Here is a 22825-nt window from a genome sequence, read left to right as displayed (position 1 = left end):
GGAACGGGCCCTTGGGCAGACCGGAAGGTCCCGTTCCGATGTGCCGCGCCGGGCCGGGGTGGGTAGTCCGGTGCTCGGAGACCCGCCGGTCGGCGAACCGGCGGATACCGTGGGAAGGGTCATGCGAGCTCGTTCCGCATCGCGCAGGATCCGGATCGGCACGTCCGGTTGGGTGTACGGCCCCTGGCACGGTCCGTTCTACCCGCGCGATCTGCGCCGCGGCGCCGAACTGGAGTACCTCTCGTGCCGGCTCGACTCCACGGAGATCAACGCGTCGTTCTACTCCCTGCAACGTCCGGACACCTACCGCCGCTGGGTGGAGCAGACCCCGGACGACTTCCTGTTCGCGGTCAAGGGAAGCCGCTACATCACCCACATGAAAAGGCTCCACGACGCCGAAACGCCGCTGGCGAACTTCTTCGCCTCCGGCGTCCTCGCCCTCGGCTCGAAGCTCGGGCCGCTGCTCTGGCAGCTCCCGCCGTCGCTGGGCGTCGACGTCGAACGCCTGACGGCGTTCTTCCGCCTCCTCCCCCGGAGCACCGCCGCGGCCGCTGCGCTGGCCGCTCGGCACGACGATCGGCTCGCAGGCCGCTCGCTCACCGAGACCGACGCGGACCGGCCGCTGCGCCACGCGCTGGAGGTCCGCCATCCCGGCTTCGCCTCCGCCGAGGCGGTCGAGCTGCTCCGCAGCCACGACATCGGCCTGGTGGTGGCGGACGCGGCGGGGGCCTGGCCGCACCTGGAGGACGTCACGAGCGACTTCGTCTACCTCCGCTTCCACGGCGCCGAGGAGCTGTACGCCAGCGGCTACAGCGCCGAGGACCTGGACCACTGGGCGAAGTTGATCAGGTCGTGGCACGAGGGCAAGTGCCCGAGAACGGAGCACACGGTGGCGACCCCGGGGCGAACGACCAAGGGCCGTGACGTCTACGCGTACTTCGACAACGACGTGAAGGCCCACGCACCCCACGACGCGATGTCCCTCGCCGAACGCTGCGCAAGGCGCTGAACGCACGCCGCGCGGCGATGGCTGACCGAGTGAACGGACCATTCGCACCCATAGACGGAGCAAACAGGCCGTTCACTCCGCCCTGACGCCGGCCGTGCCGGGCGGGCTGGTCGCCTCGGGGACGTTCAGGGCGCTTCCGGGCCCGGGAGTTCCGGGCGGTCGTCGAAGGTGCTCCGGACCAGTTCCGCCAGCTCGTCGTGGCCGTGCGCCGCCAGGACCTCCGCCACCCGGCGGCCGAGCGCCGTGCGCTCCTCCCCCGTCGCCAGTCCTTCGATCGCGGCCAGCACGTGCTGCGACGCGCCCAGCCTGCTGCCCTGGACCTCGAATTCCTCCAGCCGGAACGAGCGCATCGTGTGCTGGTCGCCCGGCATCGCGGTTATCCACTGTGGAGGGTGGAGGTCCGGGTCAGGGATCCGGGTGTCGTGCGCGGCGGCGGTGAGCCTCCGCAGGTTGGCGATCTGGCGGACCGCTTCGTCGACGTTGCCGTCCTCCCTCGCCAACCACCAGACCAGCGCGCTGCCGGGATTCTTCAGCACGTCTTCGGCCAGGTAGGCGCGCTTTTCGCGCTCGTGGTTCCGCGCGCGTTCCCAGAGCTCTTCCTGCTTGCGCGCCTCGGCGAGGCGATGCAGCCGGTCCACGTCGGCGTCGGGCAGTTCGAGCCGCACGTCGCCGGCCCAGGCCGCCACGCGCCCGGACGCATCGGAGCGTTCCACGCCGAGCGCGGCGTTCAGCCGGTACTGCGCGAGCTCGCCCTCGTCCGGCGGCACTTCCGCCACGAAGTGGGTGGCCTGCTCCAGGACCAGGTCGATGGCCAGCCCGCCGGGGTCGGCGTGCGGCAGCCCCGGCGCGTCCGGCTTCGAGTACCAGAACACCTTGCCGGAGAACAAGAACTTGTAGTCCGGGTGCGCGCTTCGCATCGGCAGGCCCGATAACGACCTCTCGGCCGCTTGCGGTCGCTCCCGCGGTTCGGCGGCTTCGACGGCCGACGGCTCCGCCGCGAGCTTCCGGTCCTGCCAGCGCCGGAATTGCCAGAAGATCACCCACGGAGCGACGCACGTCACGGCGACCAGCGCCAGCCACAGCCACGCCGGCCAGCCGAAACGCAATCCGAGCACGATCCAGAGCGCCGCCGCGATCACCGACACCGCCTTGACGACACCACGCTGCTCACGATTCATCCGGCGTCCTCCACGCACTGGGCTGCACTCCACAATTCAGTACCGGGCGTCCAGCGCGGCGGAACCGTTCAAGCGGTTTTCCGCTCGAACAGAGCAGACCCGCGCCCGGATCGTGGCGGGTTCAGAAGCGCAAGAACACCGCGGTGGCGTCGTCGTGGGGTTTTCCCCTTCGCCTGCGGCTTTCCGCCGGGGTTTCCGCTGCTTCCGCGGCTCGCACCCGGCGCAGCAGCTCGGCCGGGCCGGCTTGCTCCACGAGGTCCAGCAGGTCGGTCCAGTCGCCGAGGCCGAAGCGGTCCACGTAGCGGGACGCGCCGTCGGTGAGCAGCGCCGCCCGGCGCACGTCGGGCGCCGGGAGCACGCCGTGCACGGCTTCGTACGCCGCTTCGGGTTTCGTGCCGGCGACCCAGAATCCGCCCGGCCGGTTCCGCAGGTCGCGGACCGCTTCAAGCGTGTAGCCGGGCAGGTGTTCGATCCGGTCGTCGATGATCGGCCGGGTTTCGCCCGCCACGTCGAGCACGATCGGGCTGTCGGCGAGCACGAGGTGCTCGAGGTCGTCGCCGCGCAGCCGCAGCAGCGCCGCGGTCGCCGAGGGACTCGACGGGTTTCGCAGGTCGCAGGTGTCCGCGTGCGCTGCGCAGGTCGCGCGGATCGCGTCGGCGAGGAGGTCGGCGGCTGTCCCGTCCGACGCCGCTAGCCGCTGCGCCAGCTCGCCGCCGAGCCGACGTACCAGCCAGGGCACGTCGTGCACGCAGCCACTGTCCACTCCGGACGGAGCAGTCGCGCCGTCGAGGACGAACGCCCAATCGGGCCCGGTGGCCAGGTAGTCCTCGTTCGGCCGGCCGGGCGTGGCGATCGTCGCCTGCGTCGCCCGCACGCCCGGTCAGCCGCCGGGCCGCTGCGGCAGGTTGTGCAGCGCTGCCGCCAGCGGCGCGAGCTCCGGGAGCCGCTCCGCTTCGACCAGCGCCTTCTCCAGGGCTTCGTCGTGGGTGGGGCGGGCCTGCTCCCACAGGGCCCGGCCCGCGTCGGTCAGCTCGGTGTAGATACCGCGGCGGTCGTCCTTGCACAGGACCCGGGTGAGCAGCTCGCGGTCTTCCAGCCGGTTGACCAGCCGGGTCGTCGCGCTGCCGCTGAGCGCAGTGGCGCGGGCGAGCTGCTGCATCCGCATGTGCCAGCCGTCCTGCCTGCTCAGGGCGTCCAGGACGGTGTACTCGACGACCGACAACCCGTGCCCGGCCTGCAGCGCCTTCTCCAGCGCGGTTTCGAGCGCCCCGTGGAGCGCGGCGAGCGTGCGCCAGCCGTGCGCCCGAATCTCGACGGCGTCGTCGGCGATCCCCACCGCACACCTCCCGTGATGCGTACCTCCCACGACTATAGCAGCTTGCGCGGTTATGAAGCGCGTGCAAGCATTTATCGAGCGTCTGCAACTACCTGCTCGCGCCTCGCGCCTCGCGCATCTGCCGCCAGGGCATCCCGGTCGCCGACCTGCCGACCACCGCGATCGCGACGAAACCCGCACCCGCTCAACGGATCGAGCCCCTCAGCTCCGCTTGAACAGCACGTACGCCTCGACCCAGCCCTTCTCGTTCGGCACCACCGAGAACCGGTCGAGCTCCCAGCCCTCGTCCTCGATCGCCTCGATCCGCTCCGACCACGGATCGATCGCGTCGTCCTTGCTGCCGGGCAGCGCCACCAGGCGAACGGTGAACCGCCGCCGCTCCGCTTCGAGAGCGGCGGCGGCCATCGCGCCGAGATCGGCTTTCGAGTTCTGGAAGAATCCCATTCCCCCATTCAACCCCAAATACCCCGAAATACCCGAAACGGGTCAATGGTCGTCGTTGCGGAAGAAGAGCTCTTCGAGATGATCCGCGGTTTCCGCGACGAAGTTCAGCGGATCGGTGAACTCGTTGATGTCGAGGTTCAGCAGCGGCAGCGAATGCCGGAGCACGACGTGGTCCCCGATGATCAGCGCCCCGCACACGACCGAGGTCTGCCCCAGCTCTTCCAGCAGTTTCCGCAGGTTGACGCTCTCGGCCAGGCCGATCACCGACACGACCTGCACCCAGTCCTCGCTGCCGTCGAGCCGCTCGTGGCAGACGATGACGATCTGGCTCCGGTCGTCCTCGTATTCGACGAGGAGCCGGATCTCGTCCTCGCTGTCCTCGATGATCCGGTACTCGGGCTCGCCTTCCTCCGCCTCACCGGGGACGACCCGGTATTCGGTCCGGACGAATTCGAGAAGGTCTTCCCAGGTCGCCACGATTCCTCCCAGCAATAGGCCGCGAACCGGCATGGATTTCGACGGCGATCTTGCCACGCCGTCCCACCGCGCCGACCCGTTTTCCGGCCGGGAGCAGCCGAACGCGTTATTCGGTGAGCAAGGGCAGCGAAGTCGCGCCGATCATGTCCGTGCCCGGCATGAGGACCGGCGGGTTCGCCGGATCCGTGCGCAGCACCGGGAAGCGGTCCAGCAGGATGTTCATCGCGATCCGGCCCTCCAGCCGGGCCAGCGGCGCGCCCAGGCAGAAGTGGATGCCGCGCCCGAACGCGATGTGCGGGTTGGGGTCGCGGGCCGGGTCGAAGGCGTCCGGCTCGGCGAACACCCGGCCGTCGCGGTTGGCCGCCCCGAGCCACACCGAGAGCACCTGGTCCGCGGGCACCCGCCGACCGCCGACCTCGGTCTCCGTCGTCGTCGCCCGGTAGGTGAGCGCGAACGGGGTCAGCAGGCGCAGCGATTCCTCGATCGCGCCCGGCACCAGCGCGCGGTCCGCGCGCACCCGCGCCGCCTGCTCCGGGTGCGCGTCCAGGCACATCACCGTGTTTCCCAGCAGCATCGTGGTGGTGATGTGCCCGGCGCCCAGCAGGAGGTTGGCGAAGTTCGCAACCTCGTTGTCGGCGAGCCGTTCGCCGTCGATCTCCGCCTGCACCAGCTGGGTCAGCAGGTCCTCGCGGGGGTTCCGCCGCCGCTCCGCGGCGTGTTCGAGGAGGTAGTCGTAGATCTGCCGCATGCTTTCCAGCGATGCGTTCATCTCCCGCAGCTGCTCCTCGCCCTGGTCGAAGACCGAGAGCTGCTGGCCGCCGCTGACCTGCTCCTCCACCCATTTCCGGAAGAGGTCGCGGTCGCTGCTGGGCACGCCCAGCAGTTCCGCGATGACGATCACCGGCAGCGGGTAGGCCAGATCCGCGACCAGTTCGAACCGGTCCCGGTCGGCCACCGCGCCGAGCAGTTCGTGCGTCAGCGCGGCGATCCGCGGTTCGAGGTCGGCCACGATCTTCGGGGTGAACGCGTGGCTGACCAACCGCCGCAGCTTGCGGTGCTGCGGCGGGTCCATCTGCGTCAGGTCGCCCTCCAGGAAGGCCGGGTCGAGCTCGATCGGCATGACCCTCGTGATGTCGGAGGAGAACGTCTTCGGATCGCCGAGGACCGCGACCGCCTCCGGGTGGCCGTGGACGTTCCACACGCCTCGCTCTTCGTCGAAGTCGACCGGGTTCGCCGGTTTCTCGCCGCGCAGCCAGAAGTGCTGCGGGTCGACCGCCATGCGAGCAGCATCGATTATCACGGGTATTCCCTTTCGCTGGGATAAAAGGAAAAACGGGCGCGTCCGATCAGGACCGGCACCGGGGCCGGAGCGAGGGCAGCAGGAAGCGCATCCGCGCGAACACCGGCCGCGTCAAGGGCCGGGATCGTGGCGCAGGACCTCGGTCCTGGCGAAGGTCACCGCCGGAAAGAACGGCGGCGTGGTGCTTTTCGGGACCTATTCGCCGGTCATTCGTCGACGAGCGAGGAGCGGCGCACGATGATGTCACCGCTCACCGTGTTGGCGCGGACCTCGACGGTCTCCTCCGCGTCTCCCGGCGAATCGACGCTGTCCAGCGAGTTGTGCACGCGACCGATCGTGGTGTTCAGGTCCAGGTACGCGGCGGTCCCCTCGCGGATGCCGACCTCCAGCTCCCCCACCGACACGTCCAGCTCGACCGTGCCGCGCGCGACTTCGCCGATCCGGATGTCGCCGTTGGCGGTCTTGGCCCGGACGGAGTCGCGCGCCTTCTCGACGGTGATGCCGCCGTTGGCCGCGCTCAACCGCGCTTCCCCGCCGATCTCGCCGATCCGGGTCTCCCCGTTGGAGTTCTTGAACACCCCGGCACCGTCGACCCGCCTGATCCGCAGCTCGCCGGACCCGGTGGCGGCCTCGGCCGGGCCCGCCACGCGGTCGACGGCGACCGCTCCGGTGGCGGTCTTCGCGTTCAGCGGGCCGGTGGCGTCGAGCCGGATGGCGCCGACCGAGGTCCGGAACCGGCACTCGCCGAGCCTTCCCTCGCCGCGGAAGTCCCCCTGCGCTGACTCGCCGCGCACCTGCGACCCCGTCGGCAGCTCGATCAGCACCTCGACCGATCCGCCGTCGCGCGGGCCGTAGTGCCGCCACCGCTTCTCCGTCTTGACCAGCAGCTCGCCATCGGAGAACTCGACGCGGGTCAGTTCCACCGCCCGCACGTCGGCCTTCCGGGACGGGTCGGTCGGCCGCACGTCGACGACGGTGTCGGCCCGGTCGGCGGCGACGATCCGCACGTCACCCAGGACGACGTCGATCGTGGCGGAAATCGGTTCCGGCGTGTCGAAAGTTGGCATGGCTGTCCCCTCAGATCGTGTTAGGTGAGCGTCCTCGCTGGTAGGACGTGTGGTGTACGAGCCGGAACGCGCCGCTAGCGCGCCCACCCGGTATAGCGCTGTCCGCGCCGGCCGGTGCCGCGCCCGGCGGGCCGCTGGTCGGGTTCCACCGCAGCGGCGGCCGCCCGGACGAGCCACGCGTTGACCGACAGCCCTTCTCGCCCGGCCGCTTCCTCAACGCGGGCCTTGAGCCTTTCGGGCATCCGGACGTTGATCCGCGACATGGCGCCTTCGTCGGCCTCCAGGACCGGCCGGACCTCCGCCGGCGCGCTCTCGCCGCCGGCGGCCGCCTCGCCGTGCGCCACCGGTGGCGCCGTCACGACGAATTCCGCTTCCCCGCTGCGGAACCGCAGGTCCACCGATCCCGGCGCGAGCTCGCGGGTGATCTCGTCGGCAGCCGACGACAACGCGTCCAGCAGCGTCAGCCGGAGGGCGGACTCCAATGGCGTCGTGAGCCGCTCGGCGAGCTCCCGGGCATCGTCACCGCCGACTTCGGCAGCGACGGCCAGCTCCCGCCGGATGCCGTCGACATACACCCCAATATCCATGGCATCATCATGGCACCAACATGGCACCAGTGCAACCATCCATGGCACTCGACGCGGCGCGGTCCCGGTCCACGACCGAGAACGATCAGCGTTTCGGCTGGCTGACGCCGCGCAGGCGCGGCGCGGCGGCGATGGCCACCGCGACCGTCAGCAACGCCGCGCCGAGGATCACCGCGCGCAGCGACGTGACTTCGGCGAGCGGCCCGGCGAGCGCGGCACCCAGTGGCATCAGGCCCCAGGCGAGCACCCGGTGCGCGCTGGTCACCCGGCCCATCATCGGGCGCGGCGTCAGGCGCTGGCGGTTGGCCGCGGACAGCACGTTCCACGCGCCCGCGCCCAGCCCCATCACGAAGTACGCGACCCACGCTCCGCCCGGTGCCCGCACCACCCCGAGCAGCGCGATTCCCGCGGCCAGCACGAACAAAGCGCCGATCATCACCGATCCGCCGCCCAGCCGGCCGGCCAGCCGGGACGCGACCGGGGCGGCCAGCAGCGTGCCGATCGCGGTGCAGACCAGCAGCGTCGGCACGGACGCCGCGGGCAGGCGCAGCGACTCGATCGCGAACAGGAACGCCACCGCGTTGACGCCGCTGGTGAGCAGCGCGGTCACGCCGACGACGCCGACGACCGCGCGCAAGTCCGGGCTGCGCACCAGGAAGCGCAGCCCCGCGAGCACTTCCGCGCGCAACGACGTCGCTTCGCGCTCCTGGGCCGGTGCCGCCTGGCCGGGCACGGCGATCACCAGGAGCAGCGCCAGCCCCAGCGCGAGCGCGTTCGCCGCGAAGCACAGCGCGGGATCCCACGCGAACAGCACCGCCGCCGCCAACGGGCCCGCGATCTCGACACCGGCCGTCTCCACGCTGACGAACCGGCCGTTGGCGCGTTCCAGCTCCGCCGATCCGGCCAACGACACCAGCAGCGTCTGCGCCGCCGAATCGGCGAACGTTTCCGCGCTGCTGAGCAGGAAACCGCACACCAGCAACGCGGGCAGCCCGGCGTTGCCGGCGTGGATCAGGCCGGCCAGCACGAACGTGACGGCGCAGCGGAAGGCGTGCGCGCAGATCAGCGCGTGGCGGGGCCGCCACCGGTCGACCATCGCCCCCGCGGGCAAGGCGACCAGCAGCCACGGCAGCACGGTCGCCGCCGCAACCGCCGAAACGGCCACCGGATCGCGCGTGCTGACCGCCGTGAACAGCGGCAGCGCCGCCGCCCGGATCCCGTCGCCGACCGACGAAACGGCCCAAGCACCGAGCAGGAGCCCGAACGGCCGGGAACGCACCCCCGGTGCCGGACCACTCATCCGCAAGCCGCCTCCCGCGCCGTTCAGACCACCATCGCGGGCACCGGCCAGCGCCGCAGCCGGGCCGGTGCCCACCAGCGCAGCCCGCCCGCGCGGACCAGCAGGCGCATGAACGACCCGTTGAGGCCGCAGAACGAACGTGCAGTGGTGCTTCTCGCCGTTCACGAAACGTGTGAAAGCGTGTCGTGAGCCGACACCTTGCGGTGCCGACGTTGGCCCGTGCCCTTCGGCGCGGGTCTTCCCGTGGCGATACCCGCTGCCCGCGTGGTGCGGGTCTTGTGTGGGTTTCCATCGGGCTCGTTTACTGTCGCCCCGCAACTCGGGGAGGACGTCGTGGCCTCAGCAAGCTTGGCGAGGTTGTGGGCCGCGTTGAGATCACGATCCATGCTCATCCCGCAGGAAGAGCAGGTGAAAACACGATCGGACAGGCGCAGCTTGGCTTTCACCACGCCACAATCCGAACACGCTTTAGAGCTGGGATACCACCGGTCCGCGACGTGCACGTACACACCAGACCAGGAGGCTTTGTACTCGACCTGTCGTCGGAGTTCGGCCATGCCGACACCCGCAACCTGCCGCGCCAAGCGGCGGTTTTTCGTCATGCCCGCCACGTTGAGGTCTTCCAACACGATCGCACCGAAAGTCCGCACAAGCCGGGTGGTGAGCTTGTGCAGTCCGTCACGGCGCGCGTTGGCCACCATGGTGTGAAGCCTGACGATGCGGGCTTGAGTCTTCCGCCAACGATTCGACGGCTTCTGCCCGGTACGCCGGTCCGGGCCTTGACGTCGCGAAGCCTGACGCTGCAACCGTCGCAACTCGCGTTGTGCCACTTCGAGGTGCTTCGGGTTGGCGATCACCTCTCCGGTGGACAGCACGGCGAGGGACTTGATCCCGAGATCCACACCCACCGTCACACCCGGCTGGACAGGGGCGGGATCGTCACGGGTGATCTCCACCGAGAACGACACGAACCATCGCCCCGCCCGATACGACACCGTCGCCGATCGGATCCGCGCCCTCCCGCATTCCAGATGACGAGCGAGCTTGCGAGTGGACTCATCTGTGCGCACCACCCCGATTCGGGGCAGTTTGACGTACCGCCGGTCACGGTCGAGACCGAAGCTGCCGGTAGTGAACCGGCACGACAACCCAGCCCGCCTGCCCTTGAACCTCGGGAACCCGACCTTGCGGCCCTTGCGCTTGCCCTTGTTCGAGTCGCCCCAGTTCTTCAGCGCGGCCGCCAGATTGGCCAAGCCAGACGAGTACGCCTCCTTCGAATTTTCCTGCCACCACGGCGCAACCGCGTCCTTGACCTGGTTCCAGTCCTTCCGCAAGCTGTAGGCCGACCAGCTCACAGACGGCGTCAACTCATCCTCGTCCAGGCCGTAAGATGCTTCAGCTTTCCGTTGATCAACCTTGGCCTTGATGCACCCCAGCCCCCCAGTTGAACGCGAACCGCTGCGCGCCACAATGCGACCGCAACGCCGACTCCTGCCCAGGATTCGGGTCCAGCGCGAACCGGTACGCCTGCAACACCGTGCTCATCAACGCCGAACAGTACCGACCGGCACCGACAATCCCCACGAACCGCCAAACCGCCACATTCCCCACCTCTCGGCACATTCGACCGAGCAGTTCTCGCCCCACCAGCAGCCACGCGGCGCCCTCCACCACGAGCTTGGGTTCGGTCTCGACCGCGGCGGCGCATTCGGCGAACCGCTCCAGGTAGCCGTCGAAATCCGGGGCACAGACCCGGCACCCGCGCCGGGTCGCCGCCGCGGTCGAGGTGTTCGACCAGCGCGGGCAGCGCGAGTTCCCCTTCGCCGCGCACGACGAAGTCGACGAACTCGAAGTTGCGGTGCCAGGCGGCGCCCTGCGGGCCGTCGCAGTTCGCGCCGCCGAACACGATCCGCGACGCGGGGTCCAGCAGCTTGAGCTCGCGGGCCAGGGCCAGCGAAGCGGTGTTCTGCTGGAACGTGGTGGTGAACCCGATCAGGCCGCCCGCGGCGTCGGCGATTTCCTTGGCGTAGGCCGAGATCCAGTCGGGCACGAGGTCGTGCAGCCGCAGGCACAGCTCCAGCCGGTCCGCGTCGATGCGCCCGGTCATCGCCTCCCGGAACTCCGCGGCGCGCCAGCCGCGCACCCCGTGCAGGGCGGCGGTGAAGACCCAGTCCCCGCAGCCCTCGAAGTAGGAGTCCAGCGAGAAGAAGTCGTACTCGCGCAGCCGGGTGCCCAGGTTCTGGTACATCCAGTCGAAGAAGTCGAGGTTCGCGTCGACCACTCGAACGCGGTGCACCCCACCGCGTTCGACGGCGGTCTTCAGGATTCCGCAGGCCAGCGACGGGTAGCCGACCGATGCCCACGGCATGTTCACCAGTGTCACGTCCATGCGATCCGGTCACCTTCCGAGCAGGCCGGAGGGCCGGCGGGGCGACACCCCACCGGCCCCGCCGGCGTCACTTCGAAACCCGCACCCCCGAGGTGCCGGTCCCGCCGATCGCCTTCGGGTCGTTGTGCACGGTCGTCTTCTTCACAGACTTCACCCCCTCCCCCGATAACCCGTCGGCCGAAACGATGTCCTCCCCTAGGACAAGGCCCGAGTCGCCCAACGATGCCGACCGCCGGGCACCGCGCGCAAGCCGGAATTCACCCGATCGCCCCGAACGGAGAACACGAAACACCCGCAGTTTTCTCGGTTTTCCCACCGAGGAGCGAGAGCGAAGACCGATCGCCGGATGCTTTTGCTCCCGTTGTCGGCATTGCCGGCTACAGGTTCTGGAACAGCGCGACGATCAGTGCCGTTACCGCCGATTCCGCCAATACGGCGCCGGCCCGCGCGGCCCCGGCCAATGCCGAACGCGCCAATGCGCGGAAGGTGCCGGCGCGACCGGCCGGAATCTGCTCCTCGTCGCGCACTTCCCGGTTCCGGTCGATGCGGATTCCCAGGCGGATCCCCAGTTCGCCGAACGAACTTGCGGCCGACGGCGCGCGCACGTCGTCGGCCGTTTCCGGTTCTACTGGGCCGTCTCGCTCACCCTGGCGAGCGCGACGCCGCCCACGATCAGCGCGAGCGCGAGGATCCGCCCGAGGCTGACGGGATCCCGGTAGAGGAGGATGCCGAGCACGATCGCCCCCGCCGCCCCGATCCCGGTGAAGACCAGGTAAGCCGTGCCGACCGGCACCGTGTTCATCGCTCGCGACAACAGGTAGACGGCGGCGGCGCAGAGCACGAGGCACAGCAGCGTCGGCAGCGGCTTGGTGAAGTTCTCGGTGGGCTTGATGCTCTGCACCCAAGCCACCTCGACCAGTCCCGCCGCGATCAGCAGCAGCCAGTTCACCGCACGCCTCCCGCGCGTCGCGCCGACAGATCGGCGACGACCGCGTCCACCCGCTGCTCCGCCGACGTCGCGGACGCCCGCTGCTGCTCCGCGAGGTGCTCGATCTGCGGATCGACCAGCGCGTTGGTGAGTTCGGAGTTGATGAAGGTGACGTCGTCGACCGAGAAGTGCCCGGCGAAGAAGTCCCGCAAGTACCGCTCCTGGTGGTCGACCGGCTCCCGGGGCGTTCCCGGGAGGTAGGACCCACCGCGCGCGTTCACGACCACGAAGGACCGGCCGGCCAGGGACATCCGCGGGAACGTGACCTGGTCGATCCACAGCTTCAGCGCCGCGGGGATCGAGAAGTTGTACATGGGGCTGCCGATGAGCACGACGTCGGCGGCGAGCAGCTCGGACAGCAGCGGTTCGAGCACGGCCCACGCGGCGCGCTGCTCCGGCGTGCGAACGGCCTCGCGGTAGCGGTCGGGCTCGGTGATCCCGTGCCGCAGGAGGTCGTCGCAGATCTCGGTCCACGCCTGCCCGATCGGCGGCACCGGCTCCGCAGCGAGGTCGCGGTGGACGTAGTCCTGACCGGGGTTGGCGGCCTGCCAGGCGAGGGCGAAGCGCTCGGTGAGCGCCCGGGAGAACGAGCGGCTTCGCGCGCTGGCGTCGAGGTGGAGCAGCATGGTCGACTCCTTCAAGTGGACAGCGTGTCCGGTTGTGTCGTCGACCATAACTGGACGCGCTGTCCGGATATTCCCTAGGCTGCCCCCATGGACGGTGACCTGCTGCGACCGAACCAGCGCGGGCGCGAGCGCGCGGACGCGGCCCGCAACCGCGCCCGCATCCTGGCCGCGGCCGAGGAGCTGTTCGCGACCCGCAGCGCCCAGAGCGTGACGATGGAGGACATCGCGAACGCAGCCGGCGTGGGACGCGCGACCTTGTACCGGCGCTACCCGGATCGCGCATCCATCGCCACGGCCCTGCTGGACGAGCACGAGCGAGCACTGCAGGAGAAGTTGCTGCGCGGCGACCCGCCGCTGGGACCGGGCGCGCCGCCGGCCGAGCGCCTGGCGGCCTTCTACGAGGCCATGGTCGACCTGCTGGAGCGGCACATCCACCTGGTCCTGGGCACCGAAGTGGGCAGATCCCGGTTCGAGACGGGCGCCTACGGGTTCTGGCGAGCGCACGTCCGCTCGCTGCTCGCGGAATCTTCCCTGGCAGACCCGGAATCCCTGACGGACTCCCTGCTGGCGCCGCTGGCCCCGGAGGTCTTCCGGCACCAGCACGAAACCCTGGGAATGGAGGCGAAGCGGATCAAAGCGGCCTTGGCGGAATTGGCCCGCAGAATCCTGTGAGGGCGAAACCCCCTGCAATGAGCGTTTTTCGTCCTGGTCGGCCCGCAGCCGCGGGTCGCAAAGTTGCACGTCGATGGGCTGTCGCATGCGCCGCAGGCGCATAGCCCACCTACGACACCGGCGCCCCCGCGGGTTCTCAGAGGTTTCCTGGCGAGGACGGCCCCTCCGCCGTGTATTGGGCATACATCAGGAGGGGCACCCACAGACCAGGGAGCCTCTGAGATTCCGCCACCCGCACCGCCACGCAAAACGAGGATGGAAAAACCTCAATGCAGTTGAAATCAATGTGACGAGGTCGTGCCTCAGTCTGCGAGGAGGTGCTCCCGGCCGAACATGGTGGCGGCGGCCCGCGCGCTGGGCGTCCCCGCGTCGAGGTCCGCGCCGGCCTCGCGGAGCACGGCCACCACCTCATCTGCGCCCTTGAACAGCGCACCGGCGATCGGCGCCTGGTCGCGCTTGTTGCGCAGGTCGGGATTCGCGCCGCGGTCGAGCAGCGCGCGCACCGTTCCGGCGTGCCCGTGGTAAGCCGCGAGCATGAGCAAGGTGTTGCCGCCCTGATCGGCCACGTCGACCGGGAGCCCGTGGTCGACGAACTCCGCCAGCTGCGCGGTTTCGCCTTCCCGGGCCAGGTCCATGGCGATCGCCACGACGCGCTCGGTCTGCTCCGGGGTCAGTCCACCGTGGCTCATCAGCAGCTCTTCCTGATCACGTCTGGGAATTCCGGTTCCGGAACAGGAACGGCGGCCACGGCTTCCCGTGGCCGCCGTTCCTGCTGTCCAGGTCGAAGACCTAGGCGGCGTCAGCCCTTGCTCGCAGCCAGGGCCTCGATCGCCTTGCGGACGCCCTCGCCGTAGGCCGCGTCGGCCTTGGTGCAGTTGGCGATGTGCCGCTCGATGGTCGCCTGCGAGGCGCCGTCGATCGCCCGCGCGGTGTTCTCGAAGAGCACCTGCTGCTGCTCCGGCGACATGTTGCGGAACAGGATGCCGGGCTGCTCGAAGTAGTTGTCGTCGTCCTCGCGGTAGTTGAACCGGTCGGCGACGGCACCCACGGCCTGCACCGGGTCGCGGTAGGAGGCCTGCTCCTGCCAGCGGCCGTAGGAGTTCGGCTCGATGCCCGGGGTGGCGCCCTGGTTGCCGTCGATGCGCATGGCACCGTCGCGGTGGTAGGAGTTCACCGGGTTCTTCGGCGCGTTGACCGGGATCTGGTGGTGGTTCACACCCAGGCGGTACCGCTGGGCGTCACCGTAGGAGAACAGCCGGCCCTGCAGCATCTTGTCGGGCGAGAAGCTGATGCCCGGCACCACGTTCGCCGGGGTGAACGCGGCCTGCTCCACGTCGGCGAAGTAGTTGTCGGGGTTGCGGTTGAGCTCCCACTCACCGACCTCGATCAGCGGGTAGTCCTTCTTGGACCACACCTTGGTCAGGTCGAACGGGTGGTACTTGTACGTGTCGGCGTCGGCCTCCGACATGATCTGCACGTACAGCTTCCACTTCGGGAAGTCGCCGCGCTCGATCGCGTCGAAGAGGTCGCGCTGGTGGGACTCGCGGTCCTTGCCGACCAGCGCCTCGGCCTCGGCGTCGGTCAGGTTCTTGATGCCCTGCTGGGTGCGGTGGTGGAACTTGACCCAGAACCGCTCGCCCTCGGCGTTGATGAAGCTGTAGGTGTGCGAGCCGAAGCCGTGCATGTGGCGGTAGGACGCCGGGATGCCGCGCTCCGACATCACGATCGTGACCTGGTGCAGCGCCTCGGGGAGGTTGGTCCAGAAGTCCCAGTTGTTCTCGGCGTTGCGCAGGTTGGTGCGCGGGTCGCGCTTCACGGCGTGGTTGAGGTCGGGGAACTTCAGCGGGTCGCGGAAGAAGAACACCGGGGTGTTGTTGCCGACGATGTCCCAGTTGCCTTCGTCGGTGTAGAACTTCAGCGCGAAGCCGCGGATGTCGCGCTCGGCGTCGGCCGCGCCGCGCTCTCCGGCGACGGTCGAGAACCGGACGAACAGGTCGGTCTTCTTGCCGATCTCGGAGAAGATCTTCGCCTTGGTGTACTGGGTGATGTCGTTGGTCACCGTGAAGGTGCCGAAAGCGCCCGAGCCCTTGGCGTGCATCCGGCGCTCCGGGATGACCTCGCGGTCGAAGTGCGCCAGCTTCTCCAGGAACCAGACGTCCTGCAGCAGCATCGGGCCGCGCGGACCGGCGGTCAGGGAGTTCTGGTTGTCAGGGACCGGCGCACCGGCCACCGTGGTCAACGGTTTCTGGTTGTTCTCGGGCAAAACTCGCTCCTCGGTGGTGGGATGTTGGCTGGCTCACTCGGCACGGGAGAGGCAGTCGGGGCAGATGCCCCAGAAGGTCACCTCGGCCTCGTCGAGCACGAATCCGTGCGGGTCCTCGGTGTGCAGGCAGGGCGCCTCGCCCACGGCGCAGTTGACGTCGGCGATGGCACCGCAGTTGCGGCACACCAGATGGTGGTGGTTGTCGCCCACGCGCGTCTCGAACCGGGCGGGCGAACCGGCCGGCTCGATGCGGCGGACCAGGCCCGCCTCGGTCAGCGCGCGCAGGACGTCGTAGACCGCCTGGGTCGACACCGAACCCAGCTCGCGGCGGACCGCCGTCGCGATGGTGTCGGTGTCCGCATGCGGATTGTCCGAGACCATCGTGAGCACGGCGACCCGCGGACGGGTCACCCGCAACGACGCCCCCTTGAGGAGGGCGGCGGCATCGATGGACGGCATGTACCCATACCTACCAGCTTTTCTGGAACGAATCAAATAAAGACGCGCGCGGCGCCCCTCCGGCAGCGGCGAAGAACCCCGCGCACGAGCGCCACACCAGGCACGACCTGGCCAAACGGGCCGAACATGCCCGAAGATCATGATTACCCGTGTGAGTGACGGAGGGCTGACGAGTGGGTGTCTACGTGTCGATCAGAGGCTGGCTGGAGTGCGACCAGAAGCAGCTCGCCGCCATCCGGGAGATCATCTCCGCGCACGACGACGACCACTACTCCCACGGCTGGGGCCTGCCCCGGCGGCACTTCAACTGGACCTGCTACGCCTTCTACGGCGGCGACGTCCGAGAGCTCGCGGTGAGCTGGCTGCTCGACCAGCTCACCGAGATCGCCCGGGTCCCCGCCTCCGACGAGGACGGCGACCGAGTCCGGGGCCTGTTCCTCGCGAGCCACGAGATCGACGGCACCAGCGAATGGCAGATCCGCGAAGGCCGAGTCCTGATCTCGCCCGCCGACGACCGGCACCGGTACCTCGACGTCTAGCCGTCCCTACAGACCCGTCGCGGGCCAGGTGACCGCGCCCCACCCGTCGAGGCGCACGTCGGCCCGCCGAGCGGTGCCCTCGGTCTGGTAGACCGCGCGCTCGGCGGCCATCCACGCGTGCCAGTGGCCGCGCGCGTCGTCGCCGTCACGCTCGATGCCGCGATCGAGGCGCTCTGCGTCCTCCGCCTCGACCCACACCAGGAGCGTCGTGAGGTCGGCGAACCGCCGCGCTCCCGCGCCGCAGCCCTCGACGACGAGGTAGGGAGCGCGCGGAACGTCGTGCCATTCCGCGAACGCGCCGGCGTCCCAGTCGTACCGCTGGTACCGCCCGTCCCGGCCGGCGGCCAGCGGATCGAGCACCTGAGCACCGAGCCGCTCGACGCCACCGGCCATCCCGCTCCACCCCTCGTACAGATCGTCCATGTGCACGACCTGGGCGGGCAGCGCCTCCGCGAGCTGAGCGGCGAGCGTCGTCTTGCCCGAACCGGCGGGCCCGTCGACGACGACGAGCCGCCCCTCCCCGCCGGAAGGACCGAGCCGGGGAGAACCGGCGCGCGCCCGCCGCACGAGCCCGGCCAGCACAGCAGACCCAACACTCAACGAATAACCCCAACCACGACCCGCCGGACGAAACCACCGGAGTATCACGGATCCGGAGCGCCGCCGGACCGCCGGGCACCGCGGAGTCAGAGGTCCGGCAGCGGATCCTGCGGAAGGTCTTGCGGCGACGCGATTTCCGCATCGGCGGCGTTGACCACGGCGACGTACTCGTCGTCGATCTCGTAGTCGATGCCGTCCAGGCTGAAGTACGGCGTGGTCTGCGTGCTCACCGGGCCGAGAACGGTGTTGCGCGGAAGCCGCGCGACGACCGACTTCGGCACCTTCGTGGACCAGAAACCGGTCGACAGCACGGTGATGGCCGCGCGGCTCACGACGACCAGAACGCTCGACTGAATGCTCATCGGAATGGTGGCGGGAAAGACGTACCGGATCTCGTCGCCCTCGTCCAAGAAGGCGCGGATTCGCTCGCGAACGGCCCCGGGAACAGGCATGCCCGAAGATTACCAACGCCGGCCCGCCGGAAGAGCACCTTCGCCCGGTGCGCACGCCGCCTACGCCTTGAGCCCCGCCAGGACTATCCGCAGCCCAGCGCGGAATTCGGCCTCGGGTTCGGTCCCGGCGGCGGCGCGCGCGATCTCGATCAGCTTCGGAAAGCGTTCGGACGGCAGGGTTTCGACCCGATCGATGATCGCCGAGAGGTCCTCGTCTCGCGCCGCGGACAGCGGGCCGGCGAGTTCGGCCTGGGCGAAACCCGTGATGAATCCGGACACCACGCGGAACGCCACGAGAAGCTCGGCCCCGGACCGGCCGCCGCGCGCGAGCGCCTGCAACAGCGCCTCGGCCGGCGCGAGCGTGGCCACGTCGAGGCTGCGCCGGGTGAGGATCAGCGGGATGGCGTGCGGGTGAGCGCGCACGGCGCGCCACATCCCCTCCGCGACCGCGAGCGCCTCGTCCGCCCAGTCGCCGGGAGGTTCGGCCGCCCAGCTCGCCTGGGCCATTACCGCCTCGGTGACCAGCTGCTCCAGCCCTTCGCGCCCGTCTACGTAGTTGTAGATCGTCATCGGACCGGTGCCCAGCGCCGTCGCGAGGCTGCGCATGGTCAACCCGGCCAGCCCCTGCTCGTCGACCAGCGCCAGGGCGGCGGCCTGCAGCTGTTCCCGCGTGAACTTCCTGGGTGCGGGCATGCCCCTCCTTGATTAAGTACGTCGTACGTGTTTAACTCGGCGCCGTTCACGTACAACGTACCTAAAGCGAGGCGCGATGACGATCCGCACGACCTTCTCCTCCGGCGACGACCGGTGCGCGGCGTGGCTGACGCTGCCGGCCGGCCCGGGACCGCATCCGGTCGTCGTGCTGGTGCACGGCGGCGGGGCAACGCACGAGATGATGCTCGGCCAATACGAGAAGTGGTTCTCCGACGCGGGCATGGCTGTGGTGGCGTTCGACTTCCGCCACCTCGGCGAATCGGGCGGCCGGCCGCGCCAACTGGTGAGCCGGCGCCGGTACGCCACCGACGTCGACGCCGCTCTCGCGTTCGCCCGCTCCCACCCCGAACTCGATCCCGAGCGGATGGCGTTGTGGGGAACGTCCTTCGGCGCGAGCCACGTGATCACGGCGGCCGCTCGCCATCCCGAGCTCGCCGCCGCGGTCGTGCAATGCCCGGTGCTCAACGGGCGCGCGGTCGTCGCCCGGGCGGGAGTGCGGCACCTCGCCCGGTTCACCGTGCCGATCATCTCCGACCTGGTGCGCACCGCGCTCCGCCTTCCCCGGCGATACGTGCAGCTCGTGGGCCGGCCCGGCGAGCTGGCGTTCGTCAACCAGCCCGGGGCGCTGGAGGGCTGGCAGTCGGTCACGCCGCCCGGCTACCGGTTCGACAACCGGATCACCGCCGGCTCGGGTCTGGACATGTTGTTCTACAACGCGTCCGCGCAGGCCGCGCGCGTGCGTTGTCCACTGCTGGTGTGCGCGTGCGACCACGAGAACCTCATCGATCCGGCGATCGCGGCGAAGGTCGCCGCCACCGCGCCTCGCGCGGTCCTCAAGCACTACGACGCCGACCACTTCACGATCTACCACCCACCGGCCGTCGGGCAGGCCGTAGCGGATCAGATCGCTTTCCTGACCAGGCACCTCAAGCCGGCGGCATAGCGAAAACCGTTGTGGCACGCGCTCATCGCGGTGCTAGCCTGCGCAGCATGTCTGGCGCTTCTGCCGCGGCCGCTGCCGCTGTCACGAGGACGCTCCGCTAGCGGCGGTGCTCTCCTGACGCTCCGCCGCTCCACGTCGGTCGGACATCTTTCGCTCTTCCGCGACGACCTGTGGAAAGAGCAGCGGTTGCTGGAAGTGGTCGTCGGGGACGGCGGGGCTCGGGTGTTGCGCAAGCACTTCTCCGACCGCAGGCAGGCTGATTCGGAGGTCCGCTACCTGAGCATCGCGGGTGAGCTGGCCGGCGGTTCCACCCCGTCGGTCGTCGGGGTCGCCGACAACTACGTCGACCTGCGGTACGTGGAAGGCATCCGCGTGTACAACGCGCTTGAGCTGCTGCGGGAGCTGGAGGGGGTCGACGACCGCGCGAACCGGCTTCGAAGTCTCCTCGTTGAACGTTGCGCGGCGTCCTGCGCGGCTTTGCAGGAGGTGCTCGTACGAGATGCGGGGCGCGGGCACGCCGCCCCGAAGTTGTACCCGGTGCGGCAGAAGCTGACGACCCTGCTGGCGATCATCGACCACGGCCTGGGGCTCGGCCTGGACATGGTCGCGATCGAAACCGAGGCGCGGTCGGCGGAGGACTGCCTGAGGCAGGTGTCCTGCCTCGTCCCGTTTCGCGACGTGGCACCGAAGAACCTGATACTCGAGTGGCCCGAGATGTGGCGCGGCCGGAAGTCGGTGGCGGAGCAGCGTCGGTCGGTGCAGGAATTGGTGGCGAACTGGTCGCCGGGCGCAGGTTCTCCGTTCGAATCGAATCCCATCGTGCATGTGGACTTCTCCTCGTGCGGCGAGTTGACGGTCCCCGAGGACGATCCGATCAGCCTGCTGGTCCACGAGTCGACCTGGATGGGGGAAATCCCCAGCCGCGACCGGCTGGCTACCGCACGCCCCGGACGCGACCCGCTTGGCCGTCGGCCTGCTGGTCCGCCTGTACCGGCTCGGCGGACGCCGGCTCTGCTACCTCCTGGTGCACGAAACCGGCTACCGCAGGAGGTACGCGCACGAGTCGGTCGAGTTCTACTTCCGCGCACTGCTCCTCGCGGCGGACACCGCATGCCCTGAGCTGAAGTTCTTGTTCCCCGCGATATTAGGTGCCGCAGAAGCGATCCTGTCCCGCTTGTCCGGACGGTTGTCGATAGCGCACGACTGGTTCGACGCCGCCTACGAGCCACCGCCCGAGAAGTACTACCGGGACGTCTTCCCCTATTAGAGCAACCCCGGCGCCGCCGTCGATGACCCACGACTTCGGGCGGTGCGAGTCACCGGCCGGTCACCTTGTTTTTCTCCTGGCAACCTGTCCGCTGAACCGGGTGGAACCGATCCAGAGGACAGGCTCGGCAGGCGCTTTCCCCGTTCTACCGGGTCGTCCAGGTGACCGGTAGTTCGTGGACTCCGTAGATGTTCATGTCGGTCTTGAGCTTCACCTCGTCGGCGGGGACGGCGAGTTCGAGGGCCGGGAAGCGGCGCAGCAGTCCGTCGAAACCGGCGCGCATCTCGATGCGGGCCAGTTGCTGGCCGAGGCATTGGTGGATGCCGTGACCGAAGGACAGGTGACCGCGGGCCTTGCGGTGGATGTCCAGGGTGTCGGGGTCGTCGAAGCGCTGGGGGTCGCGGTTGGCGGCCAGCAGCGAGACGACGACGGTCGATCCCTCGCGGATCGTTTCACCGCCGAGTTCGATGTCCTCCGCGGCGTAGCGGTAGAAGACGTCGCCGACGGACAGGTAGCGCATGAGCTCCTCGACGGCGTCCGGGAGCAGATCCGGGTCGGCGCGGAGTTCGGCCAGCTGCTCAGGGTGCTCCAAGAGCGCGAACGTGCCCAGCGCCAGCATGTTGGCGGTGGTCTCGTGGCCCGCGAGCAGCAGCAGGAAGGCCGCGCCGGTCAGCTCCTCGATGGTGAGGTCGTCGTGGCGGGCCAGGTCGGACAGGATGTCGTCGCCGGGTTCGGTGCGCTTGCTCGTGACCAGTTCGGCGAGGTACGCGTTCATGGCGCCGATCGCGGCCATCTTCTCTTCGAGCGTCTGGTCCTTGACCATGAACTGGGAGGAGTTGGCCTGGAAGGTCTCCCGGTCCGCGTACGGGACGCCGAGCAGTTCGCAGATCACCAGCGAGGGCACCGGCAGCGCGAACTCCTTGACCAGGTCGACCGGCGGGGCCAGGCGCGCGAGCTCGTCCAGCTGCCGCTCGGTGACGGCGATGATCTGCTCTTCGAGCATCCTCATGCGCTTGACGGTGAAGGCGCCGGTGAGCTTGCGCCGCAGCCGGGTGTGGTCCGGCGGGTCCATGGCGACGAACAGGCCCGGCATCGGCGGGGAAGGTTCGGTGGCGACGGGCATGCCGGGGGTCTCGTACGGCACGTGGATCACACCGATGTCCTGGCGGGAGCTGAACCGGGTGTCGGCCAGGAGCTGGCGGACCGCCTCGTAGCCGGTGACGAGCCAGCCCTCGTGACCGTCGGGGAAGAGCATGGGACTGACCGGGCGAGCGTCGCGCAGCCGGGAGATCTCGCGGGGCGGGTCGAAGGGGCCCGCATTCCGCTCCATGGGGAGGCCCTGCGGGATGGGAACCGCTTGAGTCATCGGTCTTCCTTTCGTGGCGGTCGTTGCAGCCACGATCACCGCCGGACCTGACATGCGCCTGACACGGCTCTGACACCGACCACGGCGGAAACGCCTCCTGCGTCGCGCCAACAGCCGGAGGACTGCCCATCGCCCATGGCAAAATCGGCCGGGTGCAGATCGGGATGCTTGGATCATTCGAGGTTCGCGCGGATGACGGCGTCCTAGCCGACGTGCCGGGCGTCCGGTTGCGCGGGCTGTTGATCGCGCTCGCGCTCGAACCGGGTCGCGTGGTCCCGAAGGCGACGCTCGTCGACTGGATCTGGGGCGAGAACCCGCCCGCCGACGCGACGAATGCCTTGCAGCGCTTGGTTTCCCGGCTGCGGAAGGTGCTGCCGGAAGGGTCGGTCGAGGGGCAGCCGAACGGCTACCGGCTGAGGGTGGAACCCGACGCCGTCGACGCCGTGCGTTTCGAACGCCTCGTCGCCCACGCCCGCGACGACGCGGATGCACGGGGCGTGCAGCGGCTGCGCGAGGCCCTCGCGTTGTGGCGCGGTTCGGCCATGCAGGACGTCGGTCTGGCCGATAGCGCAGCGTTCGACGCGGCGGTCACCCGGCTCGAAGGGCTGCGCCTGGCAGCCATGGAGGATCGGTTCGATGCGGAGATCAGCCTCGGCCACGGCGCGGAGCTGGTCACGGAACTGACCGACCTGGTGGCCGCGCATCCGGTGCGGGAACGGCTCGTGGCCGCGTTGATGCGCGCCCTCGTCGGGGACGGGCGCGACACCGAGGCGATGCTCGTGTACGAGCGTACGAGAGAAAACCGGGCCGCCACAATAGGCGTCTAACCACCCCCCGCGCTCTCCGGAT

At 69.5% G+C, this 22825-nt stretch carries 28 protein-coding genes; 6 read left to right on the top strand and 22 right to left on the bottom strand.

From position 1 onward, the window contains the following. Positions 1 to 121: 121 nt before the first annotated feature. Positions 122 to 1009 (top strand): DUF72 domain-containing protein, encoded by an 888-nt coding sequence (locus tag AC07FN_RS38325; RefSeq protein WP_478400056.1) that lies wholly within the window; start codon positions 122 to 124, stop codon positions 1007 to 1009. 125 nt (positions 1010 to 1134) lie between these two features. Here AC07FN_RS38325 and AC07FN_RS38320 read toward each other — a convergent pair whose 3' ends face one another. The 15 genes from AC07FN_RS38320 to AC07FN_RS38250 form a co-directional block, all read right to left on the bottom strand. Next, positions 1135 to 2187: a hypothetical protein gene (locus AC07FN_RS38320; RefSeq protein WP_478400055.1), complete on the bottom strand. Its 1053-nt coding sequence runs from the start codon at positions 2185 to 2187 to the stop codon at positions 1135 to 1137. Positions 2188 to 2308: 121 nt separating this feature from the next. After that, positions 2309 to 3061: a protein phosphatase 2C domain-containing protein gene (locus AC07FN_RS38315; RefSeq protein WP_478400054.1), complete on the bottom strand. Its 753-nt coding sequence runs from the start codon at positions 3059 to 3061 to the stop codon at positions 2309 to 2311. A gap of 6 nt (positions 3062 to 3067) precedes the next feature. After that, a complete protein-coding gene (locus AC07FN_RS38310) occupies positions 3068 to 3523 on the bottom strand; it encodes a MarR family winged helix-turn-helix transcriptional regulator (RefSeq protein ID WP_478400053.1) in 456 nt (151 codons plus the stop codon). Between the two features lie 201 nt (positions 3524 to 3724). Continuing rightward, positions 3725 to 3967 carry a hypothetical protein gene (locus AC07FN_RS38305; RefSeq protein WP_132482381.1) on the bottom strand — a complete coding sequence of 81 codons (243 nt, stop codon included), beginning with the start codon at positions 3965 to 3967 and terminating at the stop codon, positions 3725 to 3727. Positions 3968 to 4009: 42 nt separating this feature from the next. Beyond that, positions 4010 to 4444 (bottom strand): type III secretion system chaperone family protein, encoded by a 435-nt coding sequence (locus AC07FN_RS38300; RefSeq protein WP_478400052.1) that lies wholly within the window; start codon positions 4442 to 4444, stop codon positions 4010 to 4012. Positions 4445 to 4550: 106 nt separating this feature from the next. Then, positions 4551 to 5723, bottom strand: coding sequence for a cytochrome P450 (locus AC07FN_RS38295; protein WP_478400051.1), 1173 nt, complete (start codon positions 5721 to 5723; stop codon positions 4551 to 4553). A gap of 227 nt (positions 5724 to 5950) precedes the next feature. Next, entirely contained in the window at positions 5951 to 6811 is an 861-nt protein-coding gene (locus AC07FN_RS38290; RefSeq protein WP_478400050.1) for a DUF4097 family beta strand repeat-containing protein, read from the bottom strand. Positions 6812 to 6885: 74 nt separating this feature from the next. Next, positions 6886 to 7398 carry a toxin-antitoxin system HicB family antitoxin gene (locus AC07FN_RS38285; RefSeq protein WP_478400049.1) on the bottom strand — a complete coding sequence of 171 codons (513 nt, stop codon included), beginning with the start codon at positions 7396 to 7398 and terminating at the stop codon, positions 6886 to 6888. An 85-nt stretch (positions 7399 to 7483) separates the two neighbouring features. After that, entirely contained in the window at positions 7484 to 8698 is a 1215-nt protein-coding gene (locus AC07FN_RS38280) for an MFS transporter (protein WP_478400048.1), read from the bottom strand. Positions 8699 to 8721: 23 nt separating this feature from the next. Then, complete coding sequence (locus AC07FN_RS38275; RefSeq protein ID WP_358577164.1) at positions 8722 to 8808, bottom strand: DUF5825 family protein; 87 nt, start codon at positions 8806 to 8808, stop codon at positions 8722 to 8724. Between the two features lie 51 nt (positions 8809 to 8859). Then, positions 8860 to 10167, bottom strand: coding sequence for an IS607 family element RNA-guided endonuclease TnpB (tnpB, locus tag AC07FN_RS38270; protein WP_478400047.1), 1308 nt, complete (start codon positions 10165 to 10167; stop codon positions 8860 to 8862). Continuing rightward, the gene (locus AC07FN_RS38265) at positions 10109 to 10243 is read right to left on the bottom strand and encodes a helix-turn-helix domain-containing protein (protein ID WP_478400046.1); all 135 of its coding nucleotides are present in this window, start codon (positions 10241 to 10243) and stop codon (positions 10109 to 10111) included. The genes tnpB and AC07FN_RS38265 overlap by 59 nt, the downstream gene beginning before the upstream one ends. Before the next feature lie 1221 nt (positions 10244 to 11464). Beyond that, positions 11465 to 11692, bottom strand: a complete 228-nt coding sequence (locus AC07FN_RS38260) for a hypothetical protein (protein ID WP_478400045.1) — start codon at positions 11690 to 11692, stop codon at positions 11465 to 11467. A 20-nt stretch (positions 11693 to 11712) separates the two neighbouring features. Next, positions 11713 to 12036 (bottom strand): DMT family transporter, encoded by a 324-nt coding sequence (locus AC07FN_RS38255; protein WP_478400044.1) that lies wholly within the window; start codon positions 12034 to 12036, stop codon positions 11713 to 11715. Beyond that, on the bottom strand, positions 12033 to 12701 hold the full coding sequence (locus AC07FN_RS38250) for an FMN-dependent NADH-azoreductase (protein WP_478400043.1): 669 nt from the start codon (positions 12699 to 12701) through the stop codon (positions 12033 to 12035). The genes AC07FN_RS38255 and AC07FN_RS38250 overlap by 4 nt, the downstream gene beginning before the upstream one ends. Positions 12702 to 12788: 87 nt before the next feature. Here AC07FN_RS38250 and AC07FN_RS38245 point away from each other — a divergent pair, with 87 nt between their 5' ends. After that, the gene (locus AC07FN_RS38245) at positions 12789 to 13373 is read left to right on the top strand and encodes a TetR/AcrR family transcriptional regulator (RefSeq protein WP_478400042.1); all 585 of its coding nucleotides are present in this window, start codon (positions 12789 to 12791) and stop codon (positions 13371 to 13373) included. Between the two features lie 302 nt (positions 13374 to 13675). Here the strand turns inward: AC07FN_RS38245 and AC07FN_RS38240 are convergent, their stop codons facing one another. The 3 genes from AC07FN_RS38240 to AC07FN_RS38230 all read right to left on the bottom strand — a co-directional run bounded on the left by AC07FN_RS38240 (position 13676) and on the right by AC07FN_RS38230 (position 16095). After that, the gene (locus tag AC07FN_RS38240; protein ID WP_478400041.1) at positions 13676 to 14062 is read right to left on the bottom strand and encodes an ankyrin repeat domain-containing protein; all 387 of its coding nucleotides are present in this window, start codon (positions 14060 to 14062) and stop codon (positions 13676 to 13678) included. 110 nt (positions 14063 to 14172) lie between these two features. Further along, a complete protein-coding gene (locus AC07FN_RS38235) occupies positions 14173 to 15636 on the bottom strand; it encodes a catalase (protein ID WP_478400040.1) in 1464 nt (487 codons plus the stop codon). Between the two features lie 33 nt (positions 15637 to 15669). After that, positions 15670 to 16095, bottom strand: coding sequence for a Fur family transcriptional regulator (locus AC07FN_RS38230; protein ID WP_358618175.1), 426 nt, complete (start codon positions 16093 to 16095; stop codon positions 15670 to 15672). Between the two features lie 185 nt (positions 16096 to 16280). Here AC07FN_RS38230 and AC07FN_RS38225 point away from each other — a divergent pair, with 185 nt between their 5' ends. After that, the gene (locus AC07FN_RS38225) at positions 16281 to 16634 is read left to right on the top strand and encodes a hypothetical protein (RefSeq protein ID WP_358577103.1); all 354 of its coding nucleotides are present in this window, start codon (positions 16281 to 16283) and stop codon (positions 16632 to 16634) included. 6 nt (positions 16635 to 16640) lie between these two features. On the opposite strand, the gene AC07FN_RS38220 is transcribed toward AC07FN_RS38225, so the two are convergent. From AC07FN_RS38220 to AC07FN_RS38210, 3 genes are all read right to left on the bottom strand, one after another. Continuing rightward, entirely contained in the window at positions 16641 to 17234 is a 594-nt protein-coding gene (locus tag AC07FN_RS38220) for a uridine kinase family protein (RefSeq protein WP_478400039.1), read from the bottom strand. An 86-nt stretch (positions 17235 to 17320) separates the two neighbouring features. Next, positions 17321 to 17686, bottom strand: a complete 366-nt coding sequence (locus AC07FN_RS38215) for a hypothetical protein (protein ID WP_478400038.1) — start codon at positions 17684 to 17686, stop codon at positions 17321 to 17323. A gap of 60 nt (positions 17687 to 17746) precedes the next feature. After that, positions 17747 to 18379 (bottom strand): TetR/AcrR family transcriptional regulator, encoded by a 633-nt coding sequence (locus AC07FN_RS38210; RefSeq protein ID WP_478400037.1) that lies wholly within the window; start codon positions 18377 to 18379, stop codon positions 17747 to 17749. A 76-nt stretch (positions 18380 to 18455) separates the two neighbouring features. Here AC07FN_RS38210 and AC07FN_RS38205 point away from each other — a divergent pair, with 76 nt between their 5' ends. Then, the gene (locus tag AC07FN_RS38205) at positions 18456 to 19343 is read left to right on the top strand and encodes an alpha/beta fold hydrolase (protein ID WP_478400036.1); all 888 of its coding nucleotides are present in this window, start codon (positions 18456 to 18458) and stop codon (positions 19341 to 19343) included. A gap of 186 nt (positions 19344 to 19529) precedes the next feature. Then, the gene (locus AC07FN_RS38200) at positions 19530 to 20462 is read left to right on the top strand and encodes a hypothetical protein (RefSeq protein ID WP_478400035.1); all 933 of its coding nucleotides are present in this window, start codon (positions 19530 to 19532) and stop codon (positions 20460 to 20462) included. A 293-nt stretch (positions 20463 to 20755) separates the two neighbouring features. Here AC07FN_RS38200 and AC07FN_RS38195 read toward each other — a convergent pair whose 3' ends face one another. Continuing rightward, the gene (locus AC07FN_RS38195) at positions 20756 to 21976 is read right to left on the bottom strand and encodes a cytochrome P450 (protein WP_478400034.1); all 1221 of its coding nucleotides are present in this window, start codon (positions 21974 to 21976) and stop codon (positions 20756 to 20758) included. Positions 21977 to 22128: 152 nt separating this feature from the next. On the opposite strand from AC07FN_RS38195, the gene AC07FN_RS38190 reads away from it, so the two are divergent. After that, positions 22129 to 22803, top strand: a complete 675-nt coding sequence (locus tag AC07FN_RS38190) for an AfsR/SARP family transcriptional regulator (RefSeq protein ID WP_478400033.1) — start codon at positions 22129 to 22131, stop codon at positions 22801 to 22803. Positions 22804 to 22825 lie beyond the last annotated feature (22 nt).

This window comes from Saccharopolyspora sp. NPDC045941 (genome assembly GCF_056431445.1).
Note: the sequence above shows the minus strand (reverse complement) of the source record. Positions and strands in the feature narration are given on the sequence as shown.